We start from the raw sequence: 22,470 nt of genomic DNA, 5'->3' as shown, positions 1-22,470 counted from the left end.
GATGCCATCAGTAGCATTTTACACATTGGGCTGCAAAGTCAATTTTTACGATACAGAAGCGATCTGGCAATTGTTCAAAAATGAAGGCTATGAGCAGGTCGACTTCGAGCAGACGGCAGATGTATACCTGATTAATACGTGTACCGTAACCAATACAGGCGACAAGAAGAGCCGTCAAATCATTCGTCGCGCTGTGCGCCGCAATCCTGACGCAATTATTGCGGTAACAGGATGCTATGCGCAGACATCGCCTGCGGAGATTCTTGACATTCCAGGCGTTGATCTCGTTATCGGCACACAGGATCGTGAGAAGTTGATGGATTACATTCGTGAGCTGCATGAACAGCGCCAGCCTATTAATGCGGTACGCAACATTATGAAGACACGTGCGTTCGAGGAGTTGGACGTGCCTGATTTCGCAGAGCGGACGCGTGCGTTCTTGAAGATTCAAGAAGGGTGCAACAACTTCTGTACATTCTGTATTATTCCTTGGTCGCGTGGTCTATCCCGCAGCCGTGAAGCGGAGAGTGTGTTGAATCAGGCTCGCCAGCTCGTAGCGGCAGGCTACAAGGAGATCGTGCTCACAGGGATTCATACCGGTGGATACGGCGACGATATGGAGAACTATGACTTGACCGATCTGCTGTGGGATTTGGACAAGGTAGAGGGGCTTGAGCGTATTCGTATCAGTTCCATTGAAGCCAGCCAAATTGATGATCGCATGATCGAAGTACTGAACAAGTCCTCGAAAATGTGTCGTCATCTGCATATTCCGCTTCAAGCGGGCAATGACGAAGTATTGAAGCGTATGCGCCGCAAATATACGACACAGGAATTCGCGGAGAAGATTGCTCGTATTCGCGAGGCAATGCCGAATGTGGCGATTACGACAGACGTCATTGTAGGCTTCCCAGGTGAGACGGATGAGCATTTCCGTCAAGGCTATGAATTTATGAAGCAAGTGGGCTTCTCTGAAATGCATGTATTCCCGTATTCGAAGCGTACAGGTACTCCGGCTGCGCGCATGGAGGATCAAGTGGATGAAGAAGTGAAGCATGCTCGCGTTCATGAGCTGATTGATCTGTCTGAACAAATGCAGCTGGAATATGCACAGAAGTTCGTTGGAGAAGTTGTCGATGTGATTCCAGAACGGAACACGAAGGGCGATGAAGGTGCTGGCATGCTGATGGGCTACTCGGACAATTACCTTCAAGTAATCTTCGAAGGAGATGAGTCCTTGATTGGCCAATTATGCCGTGTGAAAATTACAGAAGCGGGCGTGAATGAGAATCAAGGTATTCTTACACGCGTCATTGGCCAGGAGCCAAATGTTGCTTCCTAATCGCCTTGTCTAACCAGGATAGGCTATTGGAAATAGAGAAAAATGCAATAAGCTAGAGAACGAAACAACCGAAACTACTGAATAAAGAATCGAGGAGGATTCTCCGCTCAGCAATGGCTGAATGGATGAAATCCTCTTTCTTTTCGGTTAGGATATATACATAGGAGTAACGAACATAAATGGAGGTGCGCACGATGAAGGAAGTATCCGCAGGAGGAGTCGTTTACCGTAGAAGAGGAGAAGGAATTGAGATCCAACTGATCCAAGATCGGTATGGCAAGATCTCGCTGGCCAAGGGCAAGATGGAGGCCGGAGAGACGATTGAACAGACGGCGTTGCGTGAAATATGGGAAGAGACGGGGATTCATGGACGAATCGATACCAAACTCGATACCATTTATTATCAATATGTACAACCACAAGCGGGTACAATTGATAAAGAGGTGCATTATTTCCTCGTTGAGGCAGAGGAAGGCAAGCTTCATGCGCAAATTGAGGAAATTCGCAGCGTAGAGTGGTACAGTCCGCAAGAAGCGTGGGAGAAGCAGCGTGAGTTCGGATATGATAACAACGACCACATCCTGCAAAAGGCATTTGAGGAATTGTCCATATCCGTAAATCTTTAATTCTCTGCACATTGCAGGAAGGAGAGAGTTTGCATGACGGATCAGCTTCAATTGGCACCATATATCGATCACACCCTGCTTAAGCCGGAAGCGACAGCGCGCGATATTGAGAAGCTGTGTGCGGAGGCGAGCCGATATCACTTCTACAGTGTGTGCGTGAACGGAGCTTGGGTATCCGTTTGTCGCGATCTACTGAATGGAACCGGCGTGAATGTGACGGCGGTATGCGGGTTTCCATTGGGGGCTAGTGCCAGTCAAGCCAAGGCATTTGAAGCGGCTCGGGCGGTAGAGGACGGGGCTGCTGAGATCGATATGGTGCTGCAGATTGGAAGCCTGTTAAGCGGAGATGTGAAGGCTGTTGAACAGGATATCGCCAAGGTTGTCCGGATGGTTGAGGGAAGCGCGATCGTCAAGGTCACCTTGGAGACAGGCATTCTCCATACAGAGCACAAGATTGCGGCATGCAAAGCATCGGAAGCGGCAGGTGCCCGCTTTGTCAAAACGTCGACCGGCTTCGGCAAGGGCGGGGCAACGCTGGAAGATATTCGTCTGTTGCGGGCACATGTACCTGTGCATATGGGCGTTAAGGCTTCCGGCGGCATTCGGGATACCGCCGCAGCGCTCGCAATGATTCAAGCGGGAGCAACGCGCATCGGCACGAGTTTCGGTATTGCAATTGTTAACGGATCCGGTTCCAAACCGGCAGGTAACACAAAGGCAGGGCCAGGAGGGAACTTGCAATATTAAAAATGGTCTGGGCGTGTGCAATTTGACCGGCGGCGTCGGAGCCAAATACGGCGCTAAGCTGTCCGATCTGGCTGATAAAAGGATAGAATAGGACAGCGCCGCCAATGTTCAGCACGACATGGGTCCAGGCGACGAACTGTCCGCTTCTTGTCCCGCCAAGTGAAGCAATGACGGCTGTGAAGCAGGTGCCAACATTCGATCCAATTGCGATCGCAATGCCAACTTCAACGGGTAATGCCCCGGTAGCTGATAATCCCATGGCCATTGCAATAATAGCTGCACTGCTGTGCACGAGTGCTGTTATGACGACGCCCGCTGCCAAGGCCCAGAGCAGACTGTCGCTTGATCGTTCCAAGAACCAAGTGAATAATCCGCGCTGCTGCAGCGGCTCACTAATCTGCTTCATCCATTCAATGCCGAGCATAATGAAGGCGAAGCCAGCTGCGGCAAGGGAGCCGAATTGGAGCGGTCGCCACCAAGAGGCGATGCGGTGCAGCAGCTTAGGCTGATATTCGTCGGCCAATGCCCCAATGAACCATCCGGCTAAGGACAGGAAGAGGAGGGGCTTGGCGAATTGGCTTATATTTAGACTAATCAACTCGGTTGTCAGACAAGTGCCGATATTGGTGCCTAGAATGATGCCGAGCGTGCGGGAGAAGTTCATAATACCGGCATTGACCAGACCTATCGTAATGACCGTGATGGCCGTGCTGCTCTGCAGTACGGCTGTCATGCCTGCGCTGAACAGCATTCCATGTATAGGGGTGCGGGTAGAACGGTATAGAAACCGCTGCAGGTAGGGGCCAGCCCAAGCATGCAGGGCAAGCTCCATTGTTTTCATTCCGAATAGAAACAATGCCAATCCGCTAAGGAGCGGGAACCAAATTTCTTTAAACATGAAGGGCTCCTTTGTCATCCATAATTCGTCGCAATAAGCTATTCCATTCTATGCTTGCGAGTGGACAACCATGACATGCCATTGGAGCTGAGAGGAGAACTGTAATTGAATAGGCCTTATGTGAAATTAATCCGTTCGCGGAAAAAGAGAATTGAACGCTCCCATCCTTGGGTATATCAATCAGAGATTGAAACAGTCGAAGGAAATCCTCAGCCGGGGATGCTTGTCGATGTCCAGAACGCTCAGGGGAAATACATTGCAACAGGCTATTATAATCCTGCCTCGCAAATTACGGTGCGCATCGTATCCTATGAGCCAATTGAAGCAATGGATGAAGCCTTCTTCAAAGAGCGAATCGAACGTTGTGTTGCACATCGTCAGCGCTTCTTGCCTGGAGCCAAGGCTTATCGCCTCGTATACGGCGAAGCAGACTTTCTGCCAGGACTTATCGTGGATCGCTTTGGCGATGTTCTCGTCGTGCAGATTGTGACGCTGGGCATGGATGTCCATCGGGAAGCGTTGGTGGCAGCCCTAGTCGATGTCATGCAGCCGCGCGGCATCTATGAGCGCAGCGATGTGCCAATTCGTGAGCGTGAGGGTCTTGAACTGAAGACAGGCGTGCTGTATGGAGATTGTCCGCGCCATGTCCAAGTAGAGGAGAACGGGCTTATCATCGAAGTTGATATCGTAGAAGGGCAGAAGACAGGCTACTTCTTCGACCAGCGTGAGAACCGCGCTTCCATTGCGCCGCTTATGACAGGCTGGGGAGCTCGAAGCGGTATCCACATGGGTGAAGTAGAGGCCGAGGATGGAACCGTGCAGAGCTTGCCACTTAATGCGAAGGGAAAGCCGGTTACATTCCCATGGTGGGATGGTGCGACGGTGTTGGAATGCTTCTCTCACACAGGAAGTTTCACGTTGAATGCTTGTAAATATGGAGCCAAGAAGGTCACTTGTCTCGATATTTCCGAGCATGCGATCGAGAGTGCAAAGCGCAATGTCGAACTGAACGGCTTTACAGACCGTGTTGAGTTTGTCGTTGCGGATGCCTTCGCCTATTTGCGTGAGCAGGTTCATGGCTTGGAGGAGCGCACGCAGCGGGCAAGCGGAGAATCTAGTGCGAAGAAGGTGGATACTTCGAAACCGATGACTGCTGGAGGCGGACGTACGTGGGATGTCGTCGTGTTGGATCCTCCGGCCTTCGCGAAGACGCGAGGTGCTGTCGAAGGCGCGTACCGGGGCTACAAGGACATCAATCTTCATGGTATGAAGCTGGTCAATGAAGGCGGCTATCTTGTGACAGCAAGCTGCTCCTATCATATGCGTCCGGACATGTTCATGCAGTCCATATTGGATGCAGCCCAGGATGCAGGCAAGGTGCTGCGCCTTATCGAATGGCGTCCTGCCGGCAAGGATCACCCGCAAATTGCGGGAGTGGATGAAGGTCATTATTTGAAGTTCGCCATCTTCGAGGTTCGCTCGAAGTAATCTTCCTAAAGTATCGATAGGATAAGGAAGAGTAAACAAGAAAAGCGCCATTCATTGCAGACAGGTTTGGGATCGTCTGCAATGAATGGCGCTTGCTGTATTTATGGGATAAAGTCAGCAGTTAGCATATATTCGAGTTTCTTCGGTTTCTTCACTCTATGCTCTTATTCCAGCTGTCGATCGGGTAATAAATGCGCCGCCAAGCCAGCGTCCATATCCACCAGTCTGAGCCCAGTTGAGAGTACCATCCAGTACCTGCTGACCGCTTTTGGTTAAGAGGAGGTGACCAGCATCGGCTAATGGAGACATGAGAGGTTCCGGCAAGGAGGATGAAGAGGGAGAGAGCTCAAGCAACGGAGCGTCTCCGCGGGTCATTCGGCGCAGGTATCCCCAGAACTGCATATCCCCAAGTCCGTATTGCGGCAGTTGATTGCGAACAATCTCGAAGCAATTCTGAAATGTAACAGCCCCATCTTGAACAGCGCCTAGCGTGGATCGCTCGACAATCCCGATTCCATCCTGTGTTGAGGGGTAACGGGAGAGGTGGAATTGAAGCGCTTCCGTAATAGCGCAAAATGGAGCAGGGATACTGCTTGATTCCTGAACCCATTGTGCAATTTTCTGTGGGTTTGGACTTGTATACGCAATCCAAGCAGAACGCATCCATTCGATGCGCTCAGCGGATAACCGTATGGCGGCATCTCGATAAGGGGCCAACTGCTCTCCCGTAAGCACCCCAAATCCGAGATAGCGATCATGTTCAGCAATGGAGGCGATGTCGATCCAATATAGCTTGGCATGCGCATTCTCTTGTGTCAGGCGATCTACTAAGCGGAGCAGCATGGTAATGTCGAACAGATCGTGTTCGAACCATAATGCAATCTCTTGAGCAGGCAAAATATCTGATTTCCACGTGCGTTCCTGTTCATTTCCTCTTTGCAAAAAAACAGTGGAAGGCAGCCCGCACATTCGCTCCAATTGCAGCGCTCGATAAGCCAGATACTGCTCAAGCCTAGCGTATACGGGGCCTTCGGTCAGCAGCTCTGAATATACCCATACCTGCTCATTCCACAGCTGTTCGGCGACTTTGGTTAGCTGCATGGCAGTACAATCTCCATTGACAATATGTATCATGACAATCAGCCTCCTTATTCGAATAGAGGGTAGGTTGAACATGAGCCTCGCCTTCGATTACGAAGTTACATGATGCACTGCAACTCACAAGAAGCAGATGGCGAATATCGGCATCGTTTCCAAACATGTGTTCTATCGCTAGTTTGAAATATGATATAATGAAACCTAATGCTAGAATCGGGTGTAACCGAAATTATATACCAATTATTGGTTTGATCATAGTGTATCATATCGTGGCAAGTAGATGCCATGAATCGCATTTAGGGAAATGGAGGGATCACTTTGCCGTTGCATTTTGTCATCGGTCGTTCCGGCAGTGGCAAGACGGAGCATGTGTTAAGAAGCTTACGAGATGAGCTTCGCAGCCAAGCGGACGGGGCACCGATTATATGGATAGTCCCCGAACAGGCAACCTTTCAGGCAGAGCATGCACTCATTCGTGAGGATGGAATCGCTGGCATATTGAGAGCGCAAGTACTAAGCTTCCGGCGACTTGCGTATCGCGTCATGCAAGAGGCTGGCGGCACTGCACTAACAGCGATCAATGAAGAGGGCAAGAAGATGCTGCTCTACAAGATTTTGCAGCGCCGCAAGTCAGATTTGCCTTTATTTGCGGGTGCAGCAGAACAATTCGGATTTATCGAGAAGCTTAACGATCTCTTTGATGAGATGAAGCGGTATCGAGTAGAGTCCAGTGAAGTTGAGGAGCATCTTGCTTTTTTGGACGCTCACATGACAGGACAACCGCTGTTATCCGCGAAGCTTCGCGACATTTCCAGCATCCTGCATGAGTTTGAATCGGAATTGGCTGGTCGTTACTTGGATGGGGAAGACGTGCTTGCTCGGTTGTCCGAGGGTGTTGCAGCATCGGAGTACGTGAAGAACGCTGATATTTGGATTGACGGGTTTCACGGATTTACCCCACAAGAATATGCGGTTCTCGCTTCGCTCATTCTCCATGCGCCGAATGTAAGTGTGACGCTGTGTTTGGATAAGGCTTATGCGCTTGGCGAAGTTCCGCATGAGCTGAATTTGTTCCATCCAACGGCAACTACTATGCTGAAGCTGTTAGAGATGGCCGATACGCTTGGTGCGGACATCGGAAGCATAACGCATCTTGACTCGAAGGAAGCGCCACTTCCTCGTTATACAGCTTCTCCGAAGCTTGCTCATCTGGAGCGGCATTTTGAACGCAAAGTGCCCTATCGTGAACCGGAAGTTAATGTGAAGAGCAAGGATAGCCATGCGTCCGATCACGATACGAAGCGAGAGGTTACGGTGCAGGCGGCAGTACATCGCCGCGCCGAGGTTGAAGCGGTTGCTGGGGAAATGCTGCGGCGTGTGCGCAACGAGCAGGTACGCTGGCGGGACATGGCGGTAATGGTGCGGAACATTGCACATTATGGTGAGCTGATTGATACGGTATTCACCGAGGCGGGGATTCCCTATTTTACGGATCAGAAGAAATCAGTACTGCATCATCCATTTGTTGAGATGACGCGAGCGGTGCTTGATATCATAATAGGCAATTGGAAATACGACGCAGTATTTCGGTTTGTTAAAACCGATTTTTTGCTGTCCGAAGATGGTTCGATTACAAGAGAGCATTTTGACAAGTTGGAGAACTATGTGCTTGCATGCGGCATCGAAGGGGGCAGGTGGACAAGCAAGCGTCCATGGCCTGCAATGCCGGAAATGTCGCTTGATCCTGATCATGCAGATGGAGCAGCGGAGGGCACAACTGAAGAAGCTGAGGCTGTTGAACGGCCAAGACATGCTCCAGAGTGGGTGGAGCAATGCCGCAGCATCATTGCCGATCCGATTGCTGAGCTTGCACGCGCAATGAAGGCGAGCTCGAACGTTCGCGGCATGTGCGAGGCTATGTATGCGTTCTGGATGGCGCTTGGTGTGCCTCATAAGCTGGAGCGCATGAGCCAAGATGCATTGCTTGACGGAGAGGTTCAACTATCACGGGAACATCGGCAAATATGGGGGGCTCTCTTAGATATATTGGATCAAATGGTAGAGATGGTCGGCGAAGAGAAGATGAGCATTGAATTGTTCGGCGGCATGCTGGATACCGGATTTGAGAGCATCAAGATGGCGCTTGTTCCGCCAGCGCTGGATCAAGTGCTCATTGCTTCGATGGATCGGACAAGACCCGGCCAAATTAAGCACTTATATATGCTTGGCGTGAACGATGGCGTTATACCGGCTCGTCCGATTGAGGATGGCGTGCTTACGGAGCATGAACGGGACACTCTGCAGCAGATAGGCATGGAGCTCGCGCCTGGCGTCCGCCGCAAGCTTCTGGACGAGCGGTTCTTAATTTATCAGTCCTTCGCGACGCCTAGCGACAGTCTGTGGATTAGCTACGCACTCGCTGATGAAGAAGGGAAGACATTGCTGCCGTCCGAGGTGGTTCGGCATGTACGCGGCATGTTCCCACGTGTACAAGAGCGGCTCGTCATGGCTGAGCCGAATGAATTCATGAATGAGGAGGAGCAATCGGAATTCGCTGTCTATCCGGAATCTGCGCTGAAACACCTGATTGTTCAGCTGCGACAGTGGCGCCAAGGAAGACCAATGGCGAATATATGGTGGGATGTATACCGCTGGTTCGCCGCGCAGCCAGCATGGCATGATCGGCTGAAGGTGCTGATGGGCTCGCTATTGTATCGGAATCAAGCAGAGACACTTACTCCGACCACAAGCCGTCACTTGTACGGTACTGCCTTGCGAACCAGTGTGTCTCGCATGGAGCGCTTCGTAGCCTGTCCGTTCTCGCACTTCGCCTCCCATGGCTTGAAGCTGAAGGAACGTCGGGTATATCGATTGGAGGCTCCAGACATCGGGCAGTTGTTCCATGCAGCGCTCAGCCGCTTTGCCATAGATTTGCAGAGCTCGAATCGAACTTGGGCAGCACTGTCGGCGGATGAATGTCGAGCAGAAGCAGATCGTATCGTGGATATGCTTGCCCCAAAATTGCAAGGGGAGATTCTGCTTAGCTCGAAGCGTTATGAGCATATCTCGCTCAAGCTGAAGCGAATCGTTGGCCGTGCTGCTTCCGTGCTTGGAGAGCATGCTCGCAGAGGTCAGTTTGAGCCAATTGGACTGGAAATGGATTTTGGTCCGGACAAGCCGCTGCCGCCGCTTCGATTTACTCTAAGCAATGGATGTACGATGGAGATCATCGGGAGGATTGACCGGGTAGACAAGGCGGACAGTGACCACGGCGTGCTGCTTCGCGTCATTGACTATAAATCGAGTTCGACAGATTTGAAGCTGCAGGAAGTGTATTACGGTCTGTCGCTGCAAATGCTCACTTATTTGGATGTATTGATTACGTATGCGGAACTGTGGCTCGGCTCGTCGGCATTGCCTGCTGGCACACTCTATTTCCATGTTCACAATCCTTTGTTGCAGGCGGCGAATGGAATGAGTGTGGAGCAAGCTTATGAGCAAATGATGAAGAAATATAAAATGCGCGGACTCGTCCTGGCGGATCGCGAAGTTGTGTCCTTGATGGATGAGCCGCTTGAAAAAGGGTATTCAGACATTCTCCCGGTTGCGGTGAAGGCGGATGGGTCGTTCTACAGCAATGCATCTGTTGCGACTACGGAGCAATGGGATATGCTGCGGGGGACGGCTCGTCATGTGATCCAAGATATCGGAACCCGGATTACAGATGGTGATGTTCGGATAGACCCTTATCGCCTTGGGACGAAGAAGGCATGTGATTTTTGCAGTTATAAGCCAGTTTGTCAATTCGATGAGTTGACCGAAGGCAACGACTATCATGTATTGCCGCGGATGACGAAGGACGAAGTGTGGATGAAGATGGAAGGAGGAGCAGCGGACAATGAATCAGAACGAGAATCATAATGGGGACGAAGCGCTCGGCGGCAAGCGGCAGCAGGAGCTGGAGTTCGATCTGCTGAATCTGAATTGGACACAGTCTCGTTCTGTAGAGGCATCGCCTACAGTAAGGGTGCTGCCAGATAAGCCGGAAGGAAGCACCTGGACAGATGAACAATGGCGTGCTGTCGTTGACGGGGGACAAAATGTGCTTGTCGCAGCTGCTGCTGGATCAGGGAAGACAGCGGTTCTCGTGGAGCGTATTATTCAGACGATTAGTGATGAAGAACACCCCGTTCATGTCGACCAGCTGCTTGTCGCAACCTTTACAAAGGCGGCTGCATCCGAGATGAGAGAGCGTATTCGACTTGCCTTGGAGCGGGAATTGGAGGCGAAGCCTGATTCTGAGCATCTGCGCCGTCAACTGGCGCTATTGAATCGCGCTTCTATCACGACACTGCATTCCTTCTGTCTAGAGGTTATTCAGCGCCATTTCCAATCGGTGCAGCTCGATCCGGCCTTTCGCATAGCAAATGACACGGAGACAGAGCTGCTGCGGCAGGACGTATTGGAGGAATTGTTTGAACAGCGCTATGCGGACGGTCACTCGGAATTCAAGCGAATGGTTGATTGGTTCAGCGGGGAACGCAGCGATGAAGCCGCATTCCGCTTAGTGCAGCAGTTGTTCGACTTCTCGCGCAGTCATCCATGGCCGGATGAATGGCTGAAGGAGATGGCCGCTTCGTTCGAGGTGCAATCGGTGGAAGAACTGGGCAAGTCACCTTGGACGACAAGTGTTATGCAGGATGCACGCCTGACCTTGAATGGAATTGTAGAACTGCTGCGGCAGGCGTATCGATTATTGGACGCTCCTGGAGGCCCTGAGCCCTATCGGGAGGCACTAATTCAGGAATTGTCAGGTGCTGCTGCATTGGCTGAGGCCGCTGAACATGAACCATGGGAGAGGCTTTTCTCCTCATTTGACTTATTGGCGTTCGGCCGTTTGGCTGCTTGCCGGGGAGATAAGTACGATAAATCACTGCAGGAGCAGGTGAAACGTCTTCGCGACCAAGCAAAAGCGAGGCTGCAGCAGCTGCGGGACGAATTGTTCCGCAGAACACCTGAGCAATTTCTACATGAACTAAGCGTGATAGCCCCAATCATGCATACGCTGGCTGATGTTGTCATTGAATTCGGTGAACGCTTTGAGGAAGCAAAGCGCAAGAAGGGTTGGCTGGATTTTTCGGACTTGGAGCATTACTGCCTTCGAATATTGCGCCATCCAGACTCGACACCAGCGCATACGATTCCTTCAGAAGCAGCTAGACAGTATGAAGAACAATACGTTGAGATCCTGCTCGATGAATATCAGGACACGAACATGGTTCAAGAAGCGATTGTGAATCTGATTACGCGTTCCGGCGCTGGCAACCGCTTCATGGTAGGGGACGTTAAGCAGAGTATTTACCGCTTCCGCCTTGCTGAACCAGGTCTGTTCTTGAGCAAATATGAATCTTATTCTTCAGACAGCTCCGAGCAGAAGGGGATACGCATTGATTTGGCACGCAATTTCCGCAGCCGACAGGGTGTAGTAGATGCGGTCAATATGCTGTTCCGCCAGATCATGAATGACCGAGTAGCTGAGCTGAAATATGATGAAGCTGCTGAGCTCGTTTGCGGGGCGACTTATCCAACTTTGGAACAAATCAGCGATGAATTGTGTGCTGCTCAGCGCGAGCCGAATATGGAGCAGCTTGCAGAACGCCAAAACTATGCAACCGAGCTGGTGCTCATTGAGAAGGCTAGTGCAAGTTCTGATGCAGAGCTGGCCTCCGATGAAAATGAGGATATTGATTCAGATGTGGAAGCTGCGGCTGTCGAAGCGCTTGATCCTGCTGAAATGGAAACAGCACGCCTTGAGGCGCGGGCAATTGCGGCAAAAATCCGCAGGCTGCTCGGGGATGAAGGAACAGAACCGTTCCTCGTGTACGATAAGCATTTGAAGCGAATGCGTCCAGCGACGTATCGGGATATTGTAATTTTACTTCGGGCGACGCAAGCATGGGCACCGCTCATGGTAGAAGAGCTGAGATTGGAAGGCATTCCTGCTTACGCCGAGTTCAATACGGGCTATTTTCAGGCTACGGAGGTAGAGGTTGTACTCTCTTTGCTTCGTGTTATTGATAATCCGCAGCAGGATATTCCATTGGCGGCGGTTCTCCGCTCTCCGATTGTCGGACTTACGGCAGAAGAGCTGGCACAAGTTCGACTTCAGGGAAAGGGTATTTCTTTCTATGATGCTGTGTGTAAAATGATGCAAACCGAAGCGGGAGAACAAGAAGCTGAGGAGGTATCAAGCGACACTGACTTGCAGGATAAGCTGTATCGCTTTCTGTACAAGCTGGAGCATTGGCGGTCGGCGGCACGTCAAGGAAGTCTATCGCAGCTCATATGGCGGCTGTACCGGGAGACGGGGTATTACGAATGGGTAGGCGGCTTGCCAGGAGGTATGCAGCGTCAGGCCAATCTGCGAGCGCTATATGATCGGGCACGTCAATACGAATCCTCTTCCATTCGCGGTCTGTTCCGGTTCCTACGCTTTATTGACCGCATGCGCGATACAGGAGGAGACTTGGGAACTGCTCGTGCGTTAGGGGAACAAGAAGATGTAGTTCGCATTATGACGATTCATAAGAGTAAAGGGCTGGAGTTTCCAGTTGTTTTTGTTGCAGGACTGTCGAAGCGATTCAATCAGCAAGACTTGAACTCGCCATTCTTGATGCACAAGCGGCTCGGATTTGGGCCGAAGTTCGTAGATGAAGAGCTCCGAGTTTCTTACCCGACACTTCCGAACTTGGCAATTCGCAGGCAAATGAAACTGGAACTGCTTGCTGAGGAGATGCGGGTGCTGTACGTTGCCTTGACAAGACCGAAGGAGAAGATGATTCTAATCGGTACTGTCAATGATCCAGAGAAGTCAATTCGGGAGTGGGGAGAAGCACTCGATGTAGAGTCCTTGCTGCTGCCTGATTATATGGTGGCACGGGCACGTTCCTACATGGATTGGATCGGGCCATCTGTTATTCGACATATGTCCGCGTCGGAATGGCGCCGATTCGCGGGGCTTCCGAATCGGAACGGGGAGTGCCTGCATGATGATCGCTCGGAGTGGAGACTGTCAATTATGTCCGCCGCGGTTCTTGCATCTGGTACAGCACTCGGCGGAGTGGAACTGGATGAGGATAAGGCGCAGGTGCTTGAGGCATTGGAGCGGTTGGAAGTGCAGGAGAACATGCCGTCAAGCGATTGGCAAGCTGCGCTGGATGAGCGGCTTCGCTGGCGGGATCCGAATCGGATTGCAACTTTACTACCAGCGAAGACTTCAGTCACGGAAATGAAACGGATGTCGGCGTCGGATGAATGGCCAGCCGACCAATGGATTTCAGAGCCTCGTACCGACGAGCATGAGCCGGTCGATAGAGCGATGGCTGGAAATGAAACAACTATGGACAATGGCCATTCCTTGGTGACATCAGGGGGAAATGGCTCCGCTACATCTTCTCCCAGGAGTGAAGAAGGCTTCACGCTGCATCTGCGCCGTCCTAAATTTATGGAGGCTAGCAAGGTGACGCCAACGGAACGGGGGACGTTATATCATCTCTTTATGCAGCATATGCCTCTGCATTCGGATGTGACGATAGATACTGTTCGCAATACTCTGCTTTATTTGGTACAGCATCAATATATGACGTGCAAGCAAGCGGAAGCGATTGATCAGGCTGCGGTAGCTGGCTTTTTCGAGAGTGAGGTTGGCCGTCAACTGCTGCAGGCAACATGGGTGAAGCGAGAGCTTCCGTTCAGCTATGGTCTGACAGCTGCTGAAGCTTATACGATCGAACTGACGAGACAGCTGCATCTCGGTTCCGGAAATAGCAATCTCGCTCAGGAGAACCCTGCTCATGAAGATGTGCCGGTAGCTGAGCCAGTTTCTAGCGAACAACCAACGCTGGACAACGATCGGTCGGGGAAATCGTCGATGGAGCGGTTTGTCGCAACTTCGACCTTCGCGGCACGAGATACATCTGGCTTGCTTGATCAGGAGACGGTACTTGTTCAAGGGGTCATAGACTGCCTGTTCGAATGGGAAGGGCAGCTCGTGCTGCTCGATTATAAGACAGATAAGGTGCTTGCACATCGAGGCGGCCTAGAGGCACTAACGGAGCATTATCGTTTCCAGTTGAATTTATACGCACGTGCAATCGAACAGATATGGCATCGTCCAGTCGACCGTAAGGTGCTGTACTTTTTCGATGCTAAGCAAGCGTGTGAACTATAGTCTATTAGAATCGCAGGAAGAAAGGAGAGACAACCATGCGTATTTTGCATACAGCGGATTGGCACTTTGGGCGGACGCTGGAAGGCAGGAGCCGTCTAAACGAACAGGCTGCTTTCGTAGAAGAGTTCATACAGCTGGCGGATGAAGAGCAGGCAGACCTGATCCTGATCGCAGGGGATGTATATGATTCGGTTAACCCACCGGCAGCGGCAGAGCAGCTGTTCTATGAGGCTGCTGCCAGATTGTCGCAGCAGGGCAAGCGCCCGGTCGTAATTATTTCCGGGAATCATGACCACCCAGATCGCTTATCGGCATCAGCGCCACTCGTGCATGAGCTTGGCGTGACGCTAATCGGGCAGCCTAGTCTGGAGCCAGTGACCATTCATTGTGCGAGAACGGGGGAAGATGCAGTTATTGCAGGGCTGCCTTATCCATCTGAGGCGCGATTAGGAGAGCTGCTTACAGCCTCCAATGAAGAACATGAGCTGCGCAGTGCATACAGCGCGAAGGTAGGGAAGCTGCTGCTTCATCAGGCCATGCGTTTTCGACCTTCTACCGTTAATTTGATTATGAGTCATTTGTACGTTCTTGGCGGACTGGAGAGTGATTCTGAGCGCCCAATTCAGGTGGGTGGAGCTTATACTGTTGATCCAAGCGTGTTCGCTTGTATGGGAGCTCCTGCTGCACCGCAGTATAGTGCACTTGGCCATTTACATCGGCCACAGGCAGTGAAGGGGCCGGGGGTTATTCGCTACAGTGGATCGCCGCTCGGCTACAGCTTCTCAGAGGCGGGTCAGGCGAAGTCGGTCACTCTGCTGGATTTGGCACCAGGTCAGGAGGCTGTTCCTCAGGAGCGATTCCTCTCTTCCGGCAAGCCACTCATGAAATGGAATGTTCGCGGTGGGTATGAAGAGACGCTTCGCTGGATTGAGGAGGGCAAGGATGTTGGTGCTTGGCTGGATGTCTGCATTCATCTTACAGAAGCTCTGACGTTAGAGCAGATTCAGAAGCTGCGTCGAAATCATGAAGGTATCGTCAATATTCGTCCCATTTATCCAGAGATTGAACGAATTGCGGCTGAAGAAGGACGCCGTAGTGAACTACCGGTACATGAACTGTTCCGGAGGTTCTATGAGCGTCAGACTGGAGGAGCCAAGCCTGATGATGCATTAGTGGACTGCTTCTTGGAATTGATCGGAGAAGATGGGTTGGAGAAGGAAGGTGAAGGCGCATGAAGCCAATCGAGTTGAAGCTGGCAGGATTGCAAAGCTATCGAGAAGAGCAGTGCCTCGACTTCCGAACACTGTGCGAGACAGGTTTATTCGGTATATTTGGCCCGACAGGAAGCGGCAAGTCTACGATCTTGGATGCGATGACGCTCGCACTGTATGGGAAGGTAGAGCGAGCTACGAATGGCACGCAGGGCATATTGAATCAGGCGGAAAATCAATTGTCTGTTGCGTTTACATTTGAGTTGAACGGTGCTGGGGAGCGTAGAACGTTCCGCGTAGAGCGCAGGTTCAAGCGGACGGGCGATATTACAGTAAGCAACTCGGTCAGTAGGTTTGTTGAGATTACGCCTGAAGGCGAGGTCGTCTTAGCTGACAAGCTGGCTGAGGTAACTCGCTGTGTTGAACAGCACATTGGATTGAAAATGGATGACTTCACAAGAGCGGTCGTTCTTCCTCAAGGCAAGTTCGCAGAGTTCTTGTCGCTTAAGGGCAGCGATAGACGTCAAATGCTTCAGCGTCTCTTCTCGCTTGAGAAATACGGAGATGAGCTGTCTGCTCGTATATCTCGTCGTGCCAAGGATGCTGAAGCTGAACTGATGGCTTACTCGGCTGAACAGCAGGGATTGGGTGATGCCTCGCAGGAAGCGCTGGCGAGTGCAGAACAGGCATTGACAGAAGCGGCGGAACAGGCGGAACTGGCCAAGGCGTCCAAGCAGGCTGTTGAGCAGGAGTATCACGCTATGGCTGAGCAGCGTGAGCTTCAACAGGAGCATGCACGAATATCGAGAAGAATGTCTGAGCTGCAGAATGAGGCGCCGAAGCGCGCTGAAGAGGAGACGAAGCTGAATCGTGCGAGAGAGGCAGAGCGGATTGCACCTGTTGCCTTGGAAGCGGAGCAGTTGATTGTAAAGCGGAACATGGCTGTGGCAGAGCATGCATCTCGTGAAGAACAAGCGGGTATCGCTGCATCGGATGCACAGAAGGCTGTGACTGCTGCCGAGGAGGCGAAGCACGTTCAAGAGCGTGAAGAGCCGGAATTGCTCCGTCGGAGTGAGCAGCTTCAAGAGGCAGTTCGCCTGCAGCAGGAATGCGAGCGTCTGCGCAAGGAGGAGGGCGAATGGAAGCTCCGCTTGGAGAGTGCCCATGCACGTTATGACTCTGCAGCGTCTGATATTGAACGATCAGAGCAGCTGCTTAAGAAGGCGGCGGCACGTCAAGAGGAGCTTCGAACGACGCTTGCGGCACATGTCAAGACTGCCGAGGAGCAGGAACACTTCCATCAGGCGATCTCTTACTATGATAAGATCACGTTCATGGAAGGACGCTCCAATGAGTTGAATAACCATCGAATGAAGCATGAAGCACAGACAGAAGCTGTCAATCGCAAGCTTAATTATAAGCTTGAAGAGCTGTTGTCCGCAGCTGGGACGATTCGGCATAAACTGGAAGAGGGGCTTCGTTCAAGAACATGCTGGAGACGGCTTCGCGAGCAAGTGACCCATCTCTTTGCACAGGTCGAATCGGCAATGGATGATGAGCGCCAGAAGCAGTGGATGGAAACAGCGGAGCAAATGGCTGTCCAGTTAGCATTGTCATTGGTTAATAATGAGTCCTGTCCGGTATGCGGATCGAAGGAACATCCAGCCCCCGCCCATGTACATGCGAGTGCTAAGGTCAACTCCACAAATGGAGACGAGCGCTGGCGGCAATGGGAGCAACTGAAGAACATATCGAGCCGATTGCTTCTGGATGTGGACGCTGAAGCAGCTCGTAGTCGTGAACAGTTCTCGACCTGGATGCAGCGTCTGCAGGAAGTGTCCGAGCGAGCGTCGCAACTGATACGCGATCAGTTGTCAGCAGTGGCTGAAGAAGACCAACTGAGAGGCGAACATCCTTCGTGGAGAGACTCTATGACCGAGCTTGCTGCCGCGCAATCGTTCGGTTTAGATAACAAGGACATGCTGTTGGAAGGTGAATCGCCGCTGCAAGCCGGCGAAGGAGCAGCATCTGAGCAAGCAGGATCACACACGTGCAAAGATGTTGAAGAATTGGATTTGGCTGCCGTGGAGAATCAGTTGACAGCTCTACAGCAAGACGTGCAGTCATTCATCCAGAATGCTCGTGCAATGGAAGGCCTTATGGAGCAACTGCTGAAGGATGCTGCAGGCAAGCAATGGGAGCTGCAGCAATTGTCGTCTAGCTACCAATCTTCATTTGTGGCGTTGCGTGACGCCAATCGTGCATGGAAGGAAGCAGAAGAGGCTCTGGCCAAGCAGCATGAGGAATGGAATCTTCGTTACAAAGCGTTCCAATGGGAATTCGCGCTGATGCCGTCTTTGCAGCAGGAATGGACTGCAAGAGAAGCAGTCGTGAGCGATTGCCGGGAACGACTGGAGAAGAGTGCAGTTTATATAGAGGAAATGAAAGAACGAATTCTTCAATACACGAAAGAGCGTCAAGCTGCTGAGGTTGAGCGTGTCAATGCGCAAGCGGAGTGTAATGGTGTTGCCCGTCTACTAGGGGATTACGAGACTCGGTTGAAGCCATGGTTGCAGAAGCAATCCATAGAGGAGCTTGCAGCAGCTACATCAGCTCGTCTAGCAGAGCTTCGTGAACGAGTTAAGCGAACAGCGGACGAGGCTGAAAGGTTACGGGCTGCAAGCGAAGCTGCAGGCCGTCAGGCGGCTCTTGCTGCGCAAGCCTTGACGAGTCTTGCCGAGCAGGTAGAAGTGAGCGGTCAACGTCTTCAAGATCTGCTGTCGAAGTCTTCCTTTACAGAAATTTCAGATGTATATGCCGCTCGGATGACAGAAGAACTCACCTCACAATTAGCGCAAACGCTGCTCGCTTATCACGATGCAGTTCGGGATGTTAGTTCGCAGCTGAATCGATTGCAAGAGCGAATAGGTTCTTCAGTGGTTACGGACGAGCAGTGGAACGCTTGCAGCGAGAAGAAAGTGGCGGCCGAAGCAGCGGCAGAGGAAGCCCTTGCTCGGAAAGCAAAGGCAGAGCGGGACGCGGAGCAGTTACGTAGCAAGCATGCACGCTGGACAGAACTTGAGGAAGCACGCTCGCGCACCGAAGAATATGCGGGCCGATTGCACCAGCTGCAGGCTGTATTCCGCGGTAACGCCTTCGTCGAATTTATTGCGGAAGAACAGCTTATGCAGGTTAGCCGTGCTGCGTCAGAACGATTGAAGGTATTAACGAAGCAGCGCTATGCGCTGGAAGTGGATTCTGGCGGGGGCTTCGTCATCCGCGATGATGGCAATGGAGGTATCCGCAGACCGGTATCTACACTATCGGGAGGAGAGACCTTCTTGACTTCGCTTGCACTGGCTCTTGCACTGTCCTCTCAGATTCAATTACGGGGCAAGTACCCTCTCGAGTTCTTCTTCCTTGATGAAGGATTCGGGACACTCGATCCTGAGCTTCTTGATACGGTTGTTACCGCACTGGAGAAGCTGCATTCGGATCGCTTGTCAGTTGGGGTAATCAGCCATGTTCCGGAGCTGCGTGCTCGCTTGGCGAGAAAGCTGGCTGTCATACCGGCAGAACAAGCAGGAGAAGGGTCACGAATCGTAATGGAAACGAATTAGATAGTTGTGAACTAGCTCACAGTAACAGTTTCAACAGGCTGTTATAATACAGACAGCCGACATCAATAATTTTCCTATTTGCACCTCGGTGATCGTATTGTGTCTGCAAACAGTCGTGATCAATGAACCAGAGTCGCGATGCTTGCAGCAACAGTACGCTCACAGCGCTCACGCGCTGCCCGCAATTGCGGGGTACGAGGTGCTCTTTTTTTTGTCCTTTTTTTAATAAATTCCAACCTCATAGTACGGTATGTGCGCATACAAACGCTATTGCTTTTTATAGATCACTTGGACAGGCTTCTTTTTTTTGCTATGATAAGGGTACGCCAAATTAAGAGACATACAGCCTGAAATCAGGCTCAGAGCGAATACATATAAGGGAGGAATGAAAAGAGATGGATTGTATTTTTTGTAAAATTGTCGAAGGCTCCATTCCTTCGAAAAAAGTGTATGAGGATGATACGGTAGTAGCCTTTCACGATATTACTCCCCAAGCTCCAGTACATATTCTCGTGATTCCGAAGAAACATATTGCAACAATGAACGATGCTGAAGGCGAGGATTTCGCCCTAATTGGAGACATTCATCGCGCTGCTCAGCAAATTGCACGTGAGCTAGGCATTGCAGAATCGGGTTACCGCTTGATTAACAACTGCGGCAAGGATAGTGGACAAGTGGTATTCCATATCCATTATCATATGCTTGGCGGCGAACAGCTGGGAGCATTGGTTGGATAAATCGCGTATTATAGCCATATAGTGGTAGATAAACATGTGGGAAAATGCCGCTGTGCAAACATTTCCAACCATGAAATGTCGTTATAATCTGTTCACATGGTTGACACCTAGTTTTACAATCACATATAATGTAATTTGATGAACCGTGTTTTTGTTCTTGGACGGTCTGTTCGGAGGGAGGGATAACTGGTGTCTGAAACGAAAGTTCGCAAAAACGAGACAATCGATGCTGCACTTCGTCGCTTTAAGCGCTCCATCGCGAAGGATGGCGTATTGGCTGAAGTTAAAAAGCGCAAGCACTATGAGAAGCCAAGCGTTAAGCGCAAGAAGAAGTCCGAGGCTGCCCGCAAGAGAAAGTTTTAGGAGGATTACGCACCAATGGATCTTAGCCAAAGATTGAACGAAGATATGAAGCAAGCGATGAAAAGTCAAGACAAGTTCAAACTCTCCACCATCCGAATGGTTCGTTCGGCGATCAAGAATGTTGAGATAGATGAAAGAAGAACTTTGAATGACGATGAAGTGCTTGAAATTCTAGGTCGTGAGATCAAACAGCGGAAAGATGCCCTCCACGAGTTCGAAAAAGCAGGTCGAGGCGATTTGGCAGATGGGGTTCGGGCGGAAATTGATATCTTGACGCCTTATCTTCCTGCTCAGCTTTCCGAAGAAGAGATAAAAGTGATTGTACAAGAGACCATCCAAGAGACCGGTGCTTCTTCGAAAGCCGACATGGGGAAAGTAATGGGTGCCCTCATGCCAAAGGTGAAGGGGCGCGCAGACGGCAAGTTAGTCAATTCTGTCGTGCAACAATGTCTGCAATAAACGATCTCTTTACGTCTATTGACGAAACGATAAAAAACACTCCTTATTCATAAGGAGTGTTTTTTTCTATATATCTAAAGATGAAACGCAAGGCATGATCAGGACGTATTATTATATGTGTTCAAAAGGGCTGTTTTCACAATGTGAGTCATGCCACAATTGTCAGCAAGCTTTTTGAATAGCACGTATCGCATTTGTCGACAACAGAATAAGAAAGGGGGTAGTCATTCACCATGCGGTATTTTCGAGGGAAACCACTAGGATTAGCCACCTTAGTTTTGACAGCGATCATGCTCCTGTTCTCCTGCATCCCATTTGTAAGCGCTCAAGTGAAAGCGGAAGGCAGTTCGGTACACAATGTGATTGTCCTTCCACTGAAGGGAACGGTGAATCCAGTTATGGAATCCTTCCTGTTCCGTGCACTTGATGAGGCAGAACAGCTAAGTCCTGAAGCAATTATTATCGAGATGGACACACCGGGTGGACAATTGGAATCTGCGGGCAATATCAGCCAGAGAATTATCTCCATCCCTGTGCGTACGATTATGTTCGTAGAGGGCAATGCAGCATCGGCAGGCAGTTATCTTGCACTGAGCGCCAATGAGATCGCAATGACTCCAGGCAGTGCAATCGGATCGGCAGCATTGGTTGATGGAGCTCATAATTACGTGAATGATCCGAAGCTGGTCGCCATGTGGGTTAGCAAAATGAAAGCCGTTGCACAAAAAAATGGCAGAGATCCGCTCGTTGCACAAGCAATGGCTGATTTGCAAGGCGCTTACGAAATTAAGGAGCTGGGACGGACAATACCATCGGGTGAGGTGTTGTCATTGAGCTCGGAGGATGCGCGCAAAGCTGGCTATGCGGAATATGTAGCTTCCAATACGGCAGATCTGTTGAAACAGTTGAAGCTGGATCAAGCAAATCTTGTTCAGATTGAGCCTTCTACCTCAGAACAAATTGCAGCCTTTGTTGTTCATCCAGGGATTGCGACATTGCTCCTGTTCCTAGGAATCGCAGGTGTTGCAATTGAACTGTTTGTACCAGGCTTCGGTGTCCCAGGAATACTGGGGATTGCTGGATTTTGTTTGTATTTCTTCGGTCACTACATTGCAGGACTAGCGGGGGTGGAGACCATCGTACTATTTATCATCGGGCTAATACTGCTAGCACTGGAGTTGTTCATCCCAAGCTTCGGCATATTGGGTATACTAGGATCGTTAAGCTTGATTACGGGTGTCGTGCGAGCTGCTAATGATACTGCAGATGCGCTGATGTCGCTTGGCATTGCCTTTGCAGCTGCTCTGGTTGTGGTTATCATTGTCGTTCGTGTGTTCAAGCACCGCGGCATTTGGAATAAGTTCATTCTCCGCGATTCCTTGACGACAGATGAAGGTTACGTGTCGAATATAAATCATACAGAGCTGCTCGGGAAGACAGGGCGTGCATTAACAACATTGCGTCCATCAGGAACGGCTTTGATTGGAGATATCAAATATGATGTCGTCACAGATGGCGGTTTTATAAGCCGTGACGAAGAGATTGAGGTTGTTGAGGTGGAGGGCGTACGAATTGTCGTACGATCGTTGACCAAAGATTGACCCCTTTATGTATTTTTGACTATAGGTTCTAACTCTTGCTTCACACATAT

General features: G+C 50.8%; 14 protein-coding genes. 12 read left to right on the top strand and 2 right to left on the bottom strand.

The window, feature by feature from the left end; all coding sequences use genetic code 11:
- The first annotated feature begins 1 nt into the window (after window position 1).
- The 3 genes from mtaB (at window position 2) to deoC (ending at window position 2,715) form a co-directional block, all read left to right on the top strand.
- The gene (gene mtaB, locus RQP50_RS12320) at window positions 2–1,342 is read left to right on the top strand and encodes a tRNA (N(6)-L-threonylcarbamoyladenosine(37)-C(2))-methylthiotransferase MtaB (RefSeq protein ID WP_021256818.1); all 1,341 of its coding nucleotides are present in this window, start codon (window positions 2–4) and stop codon (window positions 1,340–1,342) included.
- Window positions 1,343–1,536: 194 nt separating this feature from the next.
- Window positions 1,537–1,968: an NUDIX hydrolase gene (locus RQP50_RS12315; protein WP_028531296.1), complete on the top strand. Its 432-nt coding sequence runs from the start codon at window positions 1,537–1,539 to the stop codon at window positions 1,966–1,968.
- A gap of 33 nt (window positions 1,969–2,001) precedes the next feature.
- Window positions 2,002–2,715, top strand: coding sequence for a deoxyribose-phosphate aldolase (gene deoC, locus RQP50_RS12310; protein WP_072728909.1), 714 nt, complete (start codon window positions 2,002–2,004; stop codon window positions 2,713–2,715).
- Here the strand turns inward: deoC and RQP50_RS12305 are convergent.
- Window positions 2,648–3,613: a Na/Pi cotransporter family protein gene (locus tag RQP50_RS12305; RefSeq protein WP_072728908.1), complete on the bottom strand. Its 966-nt coding sequence runs from the start codon at window positions 3,611–3,613 to the stop codon at window positions 2,648–2,650. The two genes, deoC and RQP50_RS12305, sit on opposite strands and share 68 nt — an antisense overlap.
- Before the next feature lie 105 nt (window positions 3,614–3,718).
- On the opposite strand from RQP50_RS12305, the gene RQP50_RS12300 reads away from it, so the two are divergent.
- Window positions 3,719–5,101, top strand: a complete 1,383-nt coding sequence (locus RQP50_RS12300; RefSeq protein ID WP_072728907.1) for a class I SAM-dependent rRNA methyltransferase — start codon at window positions 3,719–3,721, stop codon at window positions 5,099–5,101.
- 156 nt (window positions 5,102–5,257) lie between these two features.
- On the opposite strand, the gene RQP50_RS12295 is transcribed toward RQP50_RS12300, so the two are convergent.
- Complete coding sequence (locus RQP50_RS12295) at window positions 5,258–6,235, bottom strand: DUF1835 domain-containing protein (RefSeq protein ID WP_072728906.1); 978 nt, start codon at window positions 6,233–6,235, stop codon at window positions 5,258–5,260.
- Window positions 6,236–6,517: 282 nt separating this feature from the next.
- Here RQP50_RS12295 and addB point away from each other — a divergent pair, with 282 nt between their 5' ends.
- The 8 genes from addB (at window position 6,518) to RQP50_RS12255 (ending at window position 22,420) form a co-directional block, all read left to right on the top strand.
- Window positions 6,518–10,120: a helicase-exonuclease AddAB subunit AddB gene (gene addB, locus RQP50_RS12290; protein WP_072728905.1), complete on the top strand. Its 3,603-nt coding sequence runs from the start codon at window positions 6,518–6,520 to the stop codon at window positions 10,118–10,120.
- Window positions 10,098–14,429 (top strand): UvrD-helicase domain-containing protein, encoded by a 4,332-nt coding sequence (locus RQP50_RS12285; protein ID WP_315745629.1) that lies wholly within the window; start codon window positions 10,098–10,100, stop codon window positions 14,427–14,429. Before addB ends, RQP50_RS12285 begins: the two co-directional genes overlap by 23 nt.
- A 35-nt stretch (window positions 14,430–14,464) precedes the next feature.
- Window positions 14,465–15,664: an exonuclease SbcCD subunit D gene (locus RQP50_RS12280; protein WP_315745628.1), complete on the top strand. Its 1,200-nt coding sequence runs from the start codon at window positions 14,465–14,467 to the stop codon at window positions 15,662–15,664.
- A complete protein-coding gene (locus tag RQP50_RS12275) occupies window positions 15,661–19,260 on the top strand; it encodes an AAA family ATPase (RefSeq protein WP_315745627.1) in 3,600 nt (1,199 codons plus the stop codon). The genes RQP50_RS12280 and RQP50_RS12275 overlap by 4 nt, the downstream gene beginning before the upstream one ends.
- Before the next feature lie 395 nt (window positions 19,261–19,655).
- Entirely contained in the window at window positions 19,656–19,997 is a 342-nt protein-coding gene (locus tag RQP50_RS12270) for a histidine triad nucleotide-binding protein (RefSeq protein ID WP_315745626.1), read from the top strand.
- 189 nt (window positions 19,998–20,186) lie between these two features.
- Window positions 20,187–20,360 (top strand): 30S ribosomal protein S21, encoded by a 174-nt coding sequence (rpsU, locus tag RQP50_RS12265; RefSeq protein ID WP_005547957.1) that lies wholly within the window; start codon window positions 20,187–20,189, stop codon window positions 20,358–20,360.
- Between the two features lie 15 nt (window positions 20,361–20,375).
- Window positions 20,376–20,819 carry a GatB/YqeY domain-containing protein gene (locus tag RQP50_RS12260; protein ID WP_021256807.1) on the top strand — a complete coding sequence of 148 codons (444 nt, stop codon included), beginning with the start codon at window positions 20,376–20,378 and terminating at the stop codon, window positions 20,817–20,819.
- Window positions 20,820–21,052: 233 nt separating this feature from the next.
- A complete protein-coding gene (locus tag RQP50_RS12255; RefSeq protein ID WP_315745625.1) occupies window positions 21,053–22,420 on the top strand; it encodes an NfeD family protein in 1,368 nt (455 codons plus the stop codon).
- Window positions 22,421–22,470 lie beyond the last annotated feature (50 nt).

The organism is Paenibacillus suaedae, from assembly GCF_032337355.1.
Lineage (GTDB): Bacteria > Bacillota > Bacilli > Paenibacillales > Paenibacillaceae > Paenibacillus_B > Paenibacillus_B suaedae.
The sequence above is the reverse complement of the archived record's forward strand: the minus strand, read 5'-3'. Positions and strand labels throughout refer to the sequence as shown.

Coding starts and splice junctions, on each gene's coding strand:
- mtaB (WP_021256818.1), top strand. CDS start 2: ATGCCATCAGTAGCATTTTACACATTGGGCTGCAAAGTCAATTTTTAC.
- RQP50_RS12315 (WP_028531296.1), top strand. CDS start 1,537: ATGAAGGAAGTATCCGCAGGAGGAGTCGTTTACCGTAGAAGAGGAGAA.
- deoC (WP_072728909.1), top strand. CDS start 2,002: ATGACGGATCAGCTTCAATTGGCACCATATATCGATCACACCCTGCTT.
- RQP50_RS12305 (WP_072728908.1), bottom strand. CDS start 3,613: ATGTTTAAAGAAATTTGGTTCCCGCTCCTTAGCGGATTGGCATTGTTT.
- RQP50_RS12295 (WP_072728906.1), bottom strand. CDS start 6,235: ATGATACATATTGTCAATGGAGATTGTACTGCCATGCAGCTAACCAAA.
- RQP50_RS12285 (WP_315745629.1), top strand. CDS start 10,098: ATGAATCAGAACGAGAATCATAATGGGGACGAAGCGCTCGGCGGCAAG.
- RQP50_RS12280 (WP_315745628.1), top strand. CDS start 14,465: ATGCGTATTTTGCATACAGCGGATTGGCACTTTGGGCGGACGCTGGAA.
- RQP50_RS12275 (WP_315745627.1), top strand. CDS start 15,661: ATGAAGCCAATCGAGTTGAAGCTGGCAGGATTGCAAAGCTATCGAGAA.
- RQP50_RS12270 (WP_315745626.1), top strand. CDS start 19,656: ATGGATTGTATTTTTTGTAAAATTGTCGAAGGCTCCATTCCTTCGAAA.
- RQP50_RS12260 (WP_021256807.1), top strand. CDS start 20,376: ATGGATCTTAGCCAAAGATTGAACGAAGATATGAAGCAAGCGATGAAA.
- RQP50_RS12255 (WP_315745625.1), top strand. CDS start 21,053: ATGCGGTATTTTCGAGGGAAACCACTAGGATTAGCCACCTTAGTTTTG.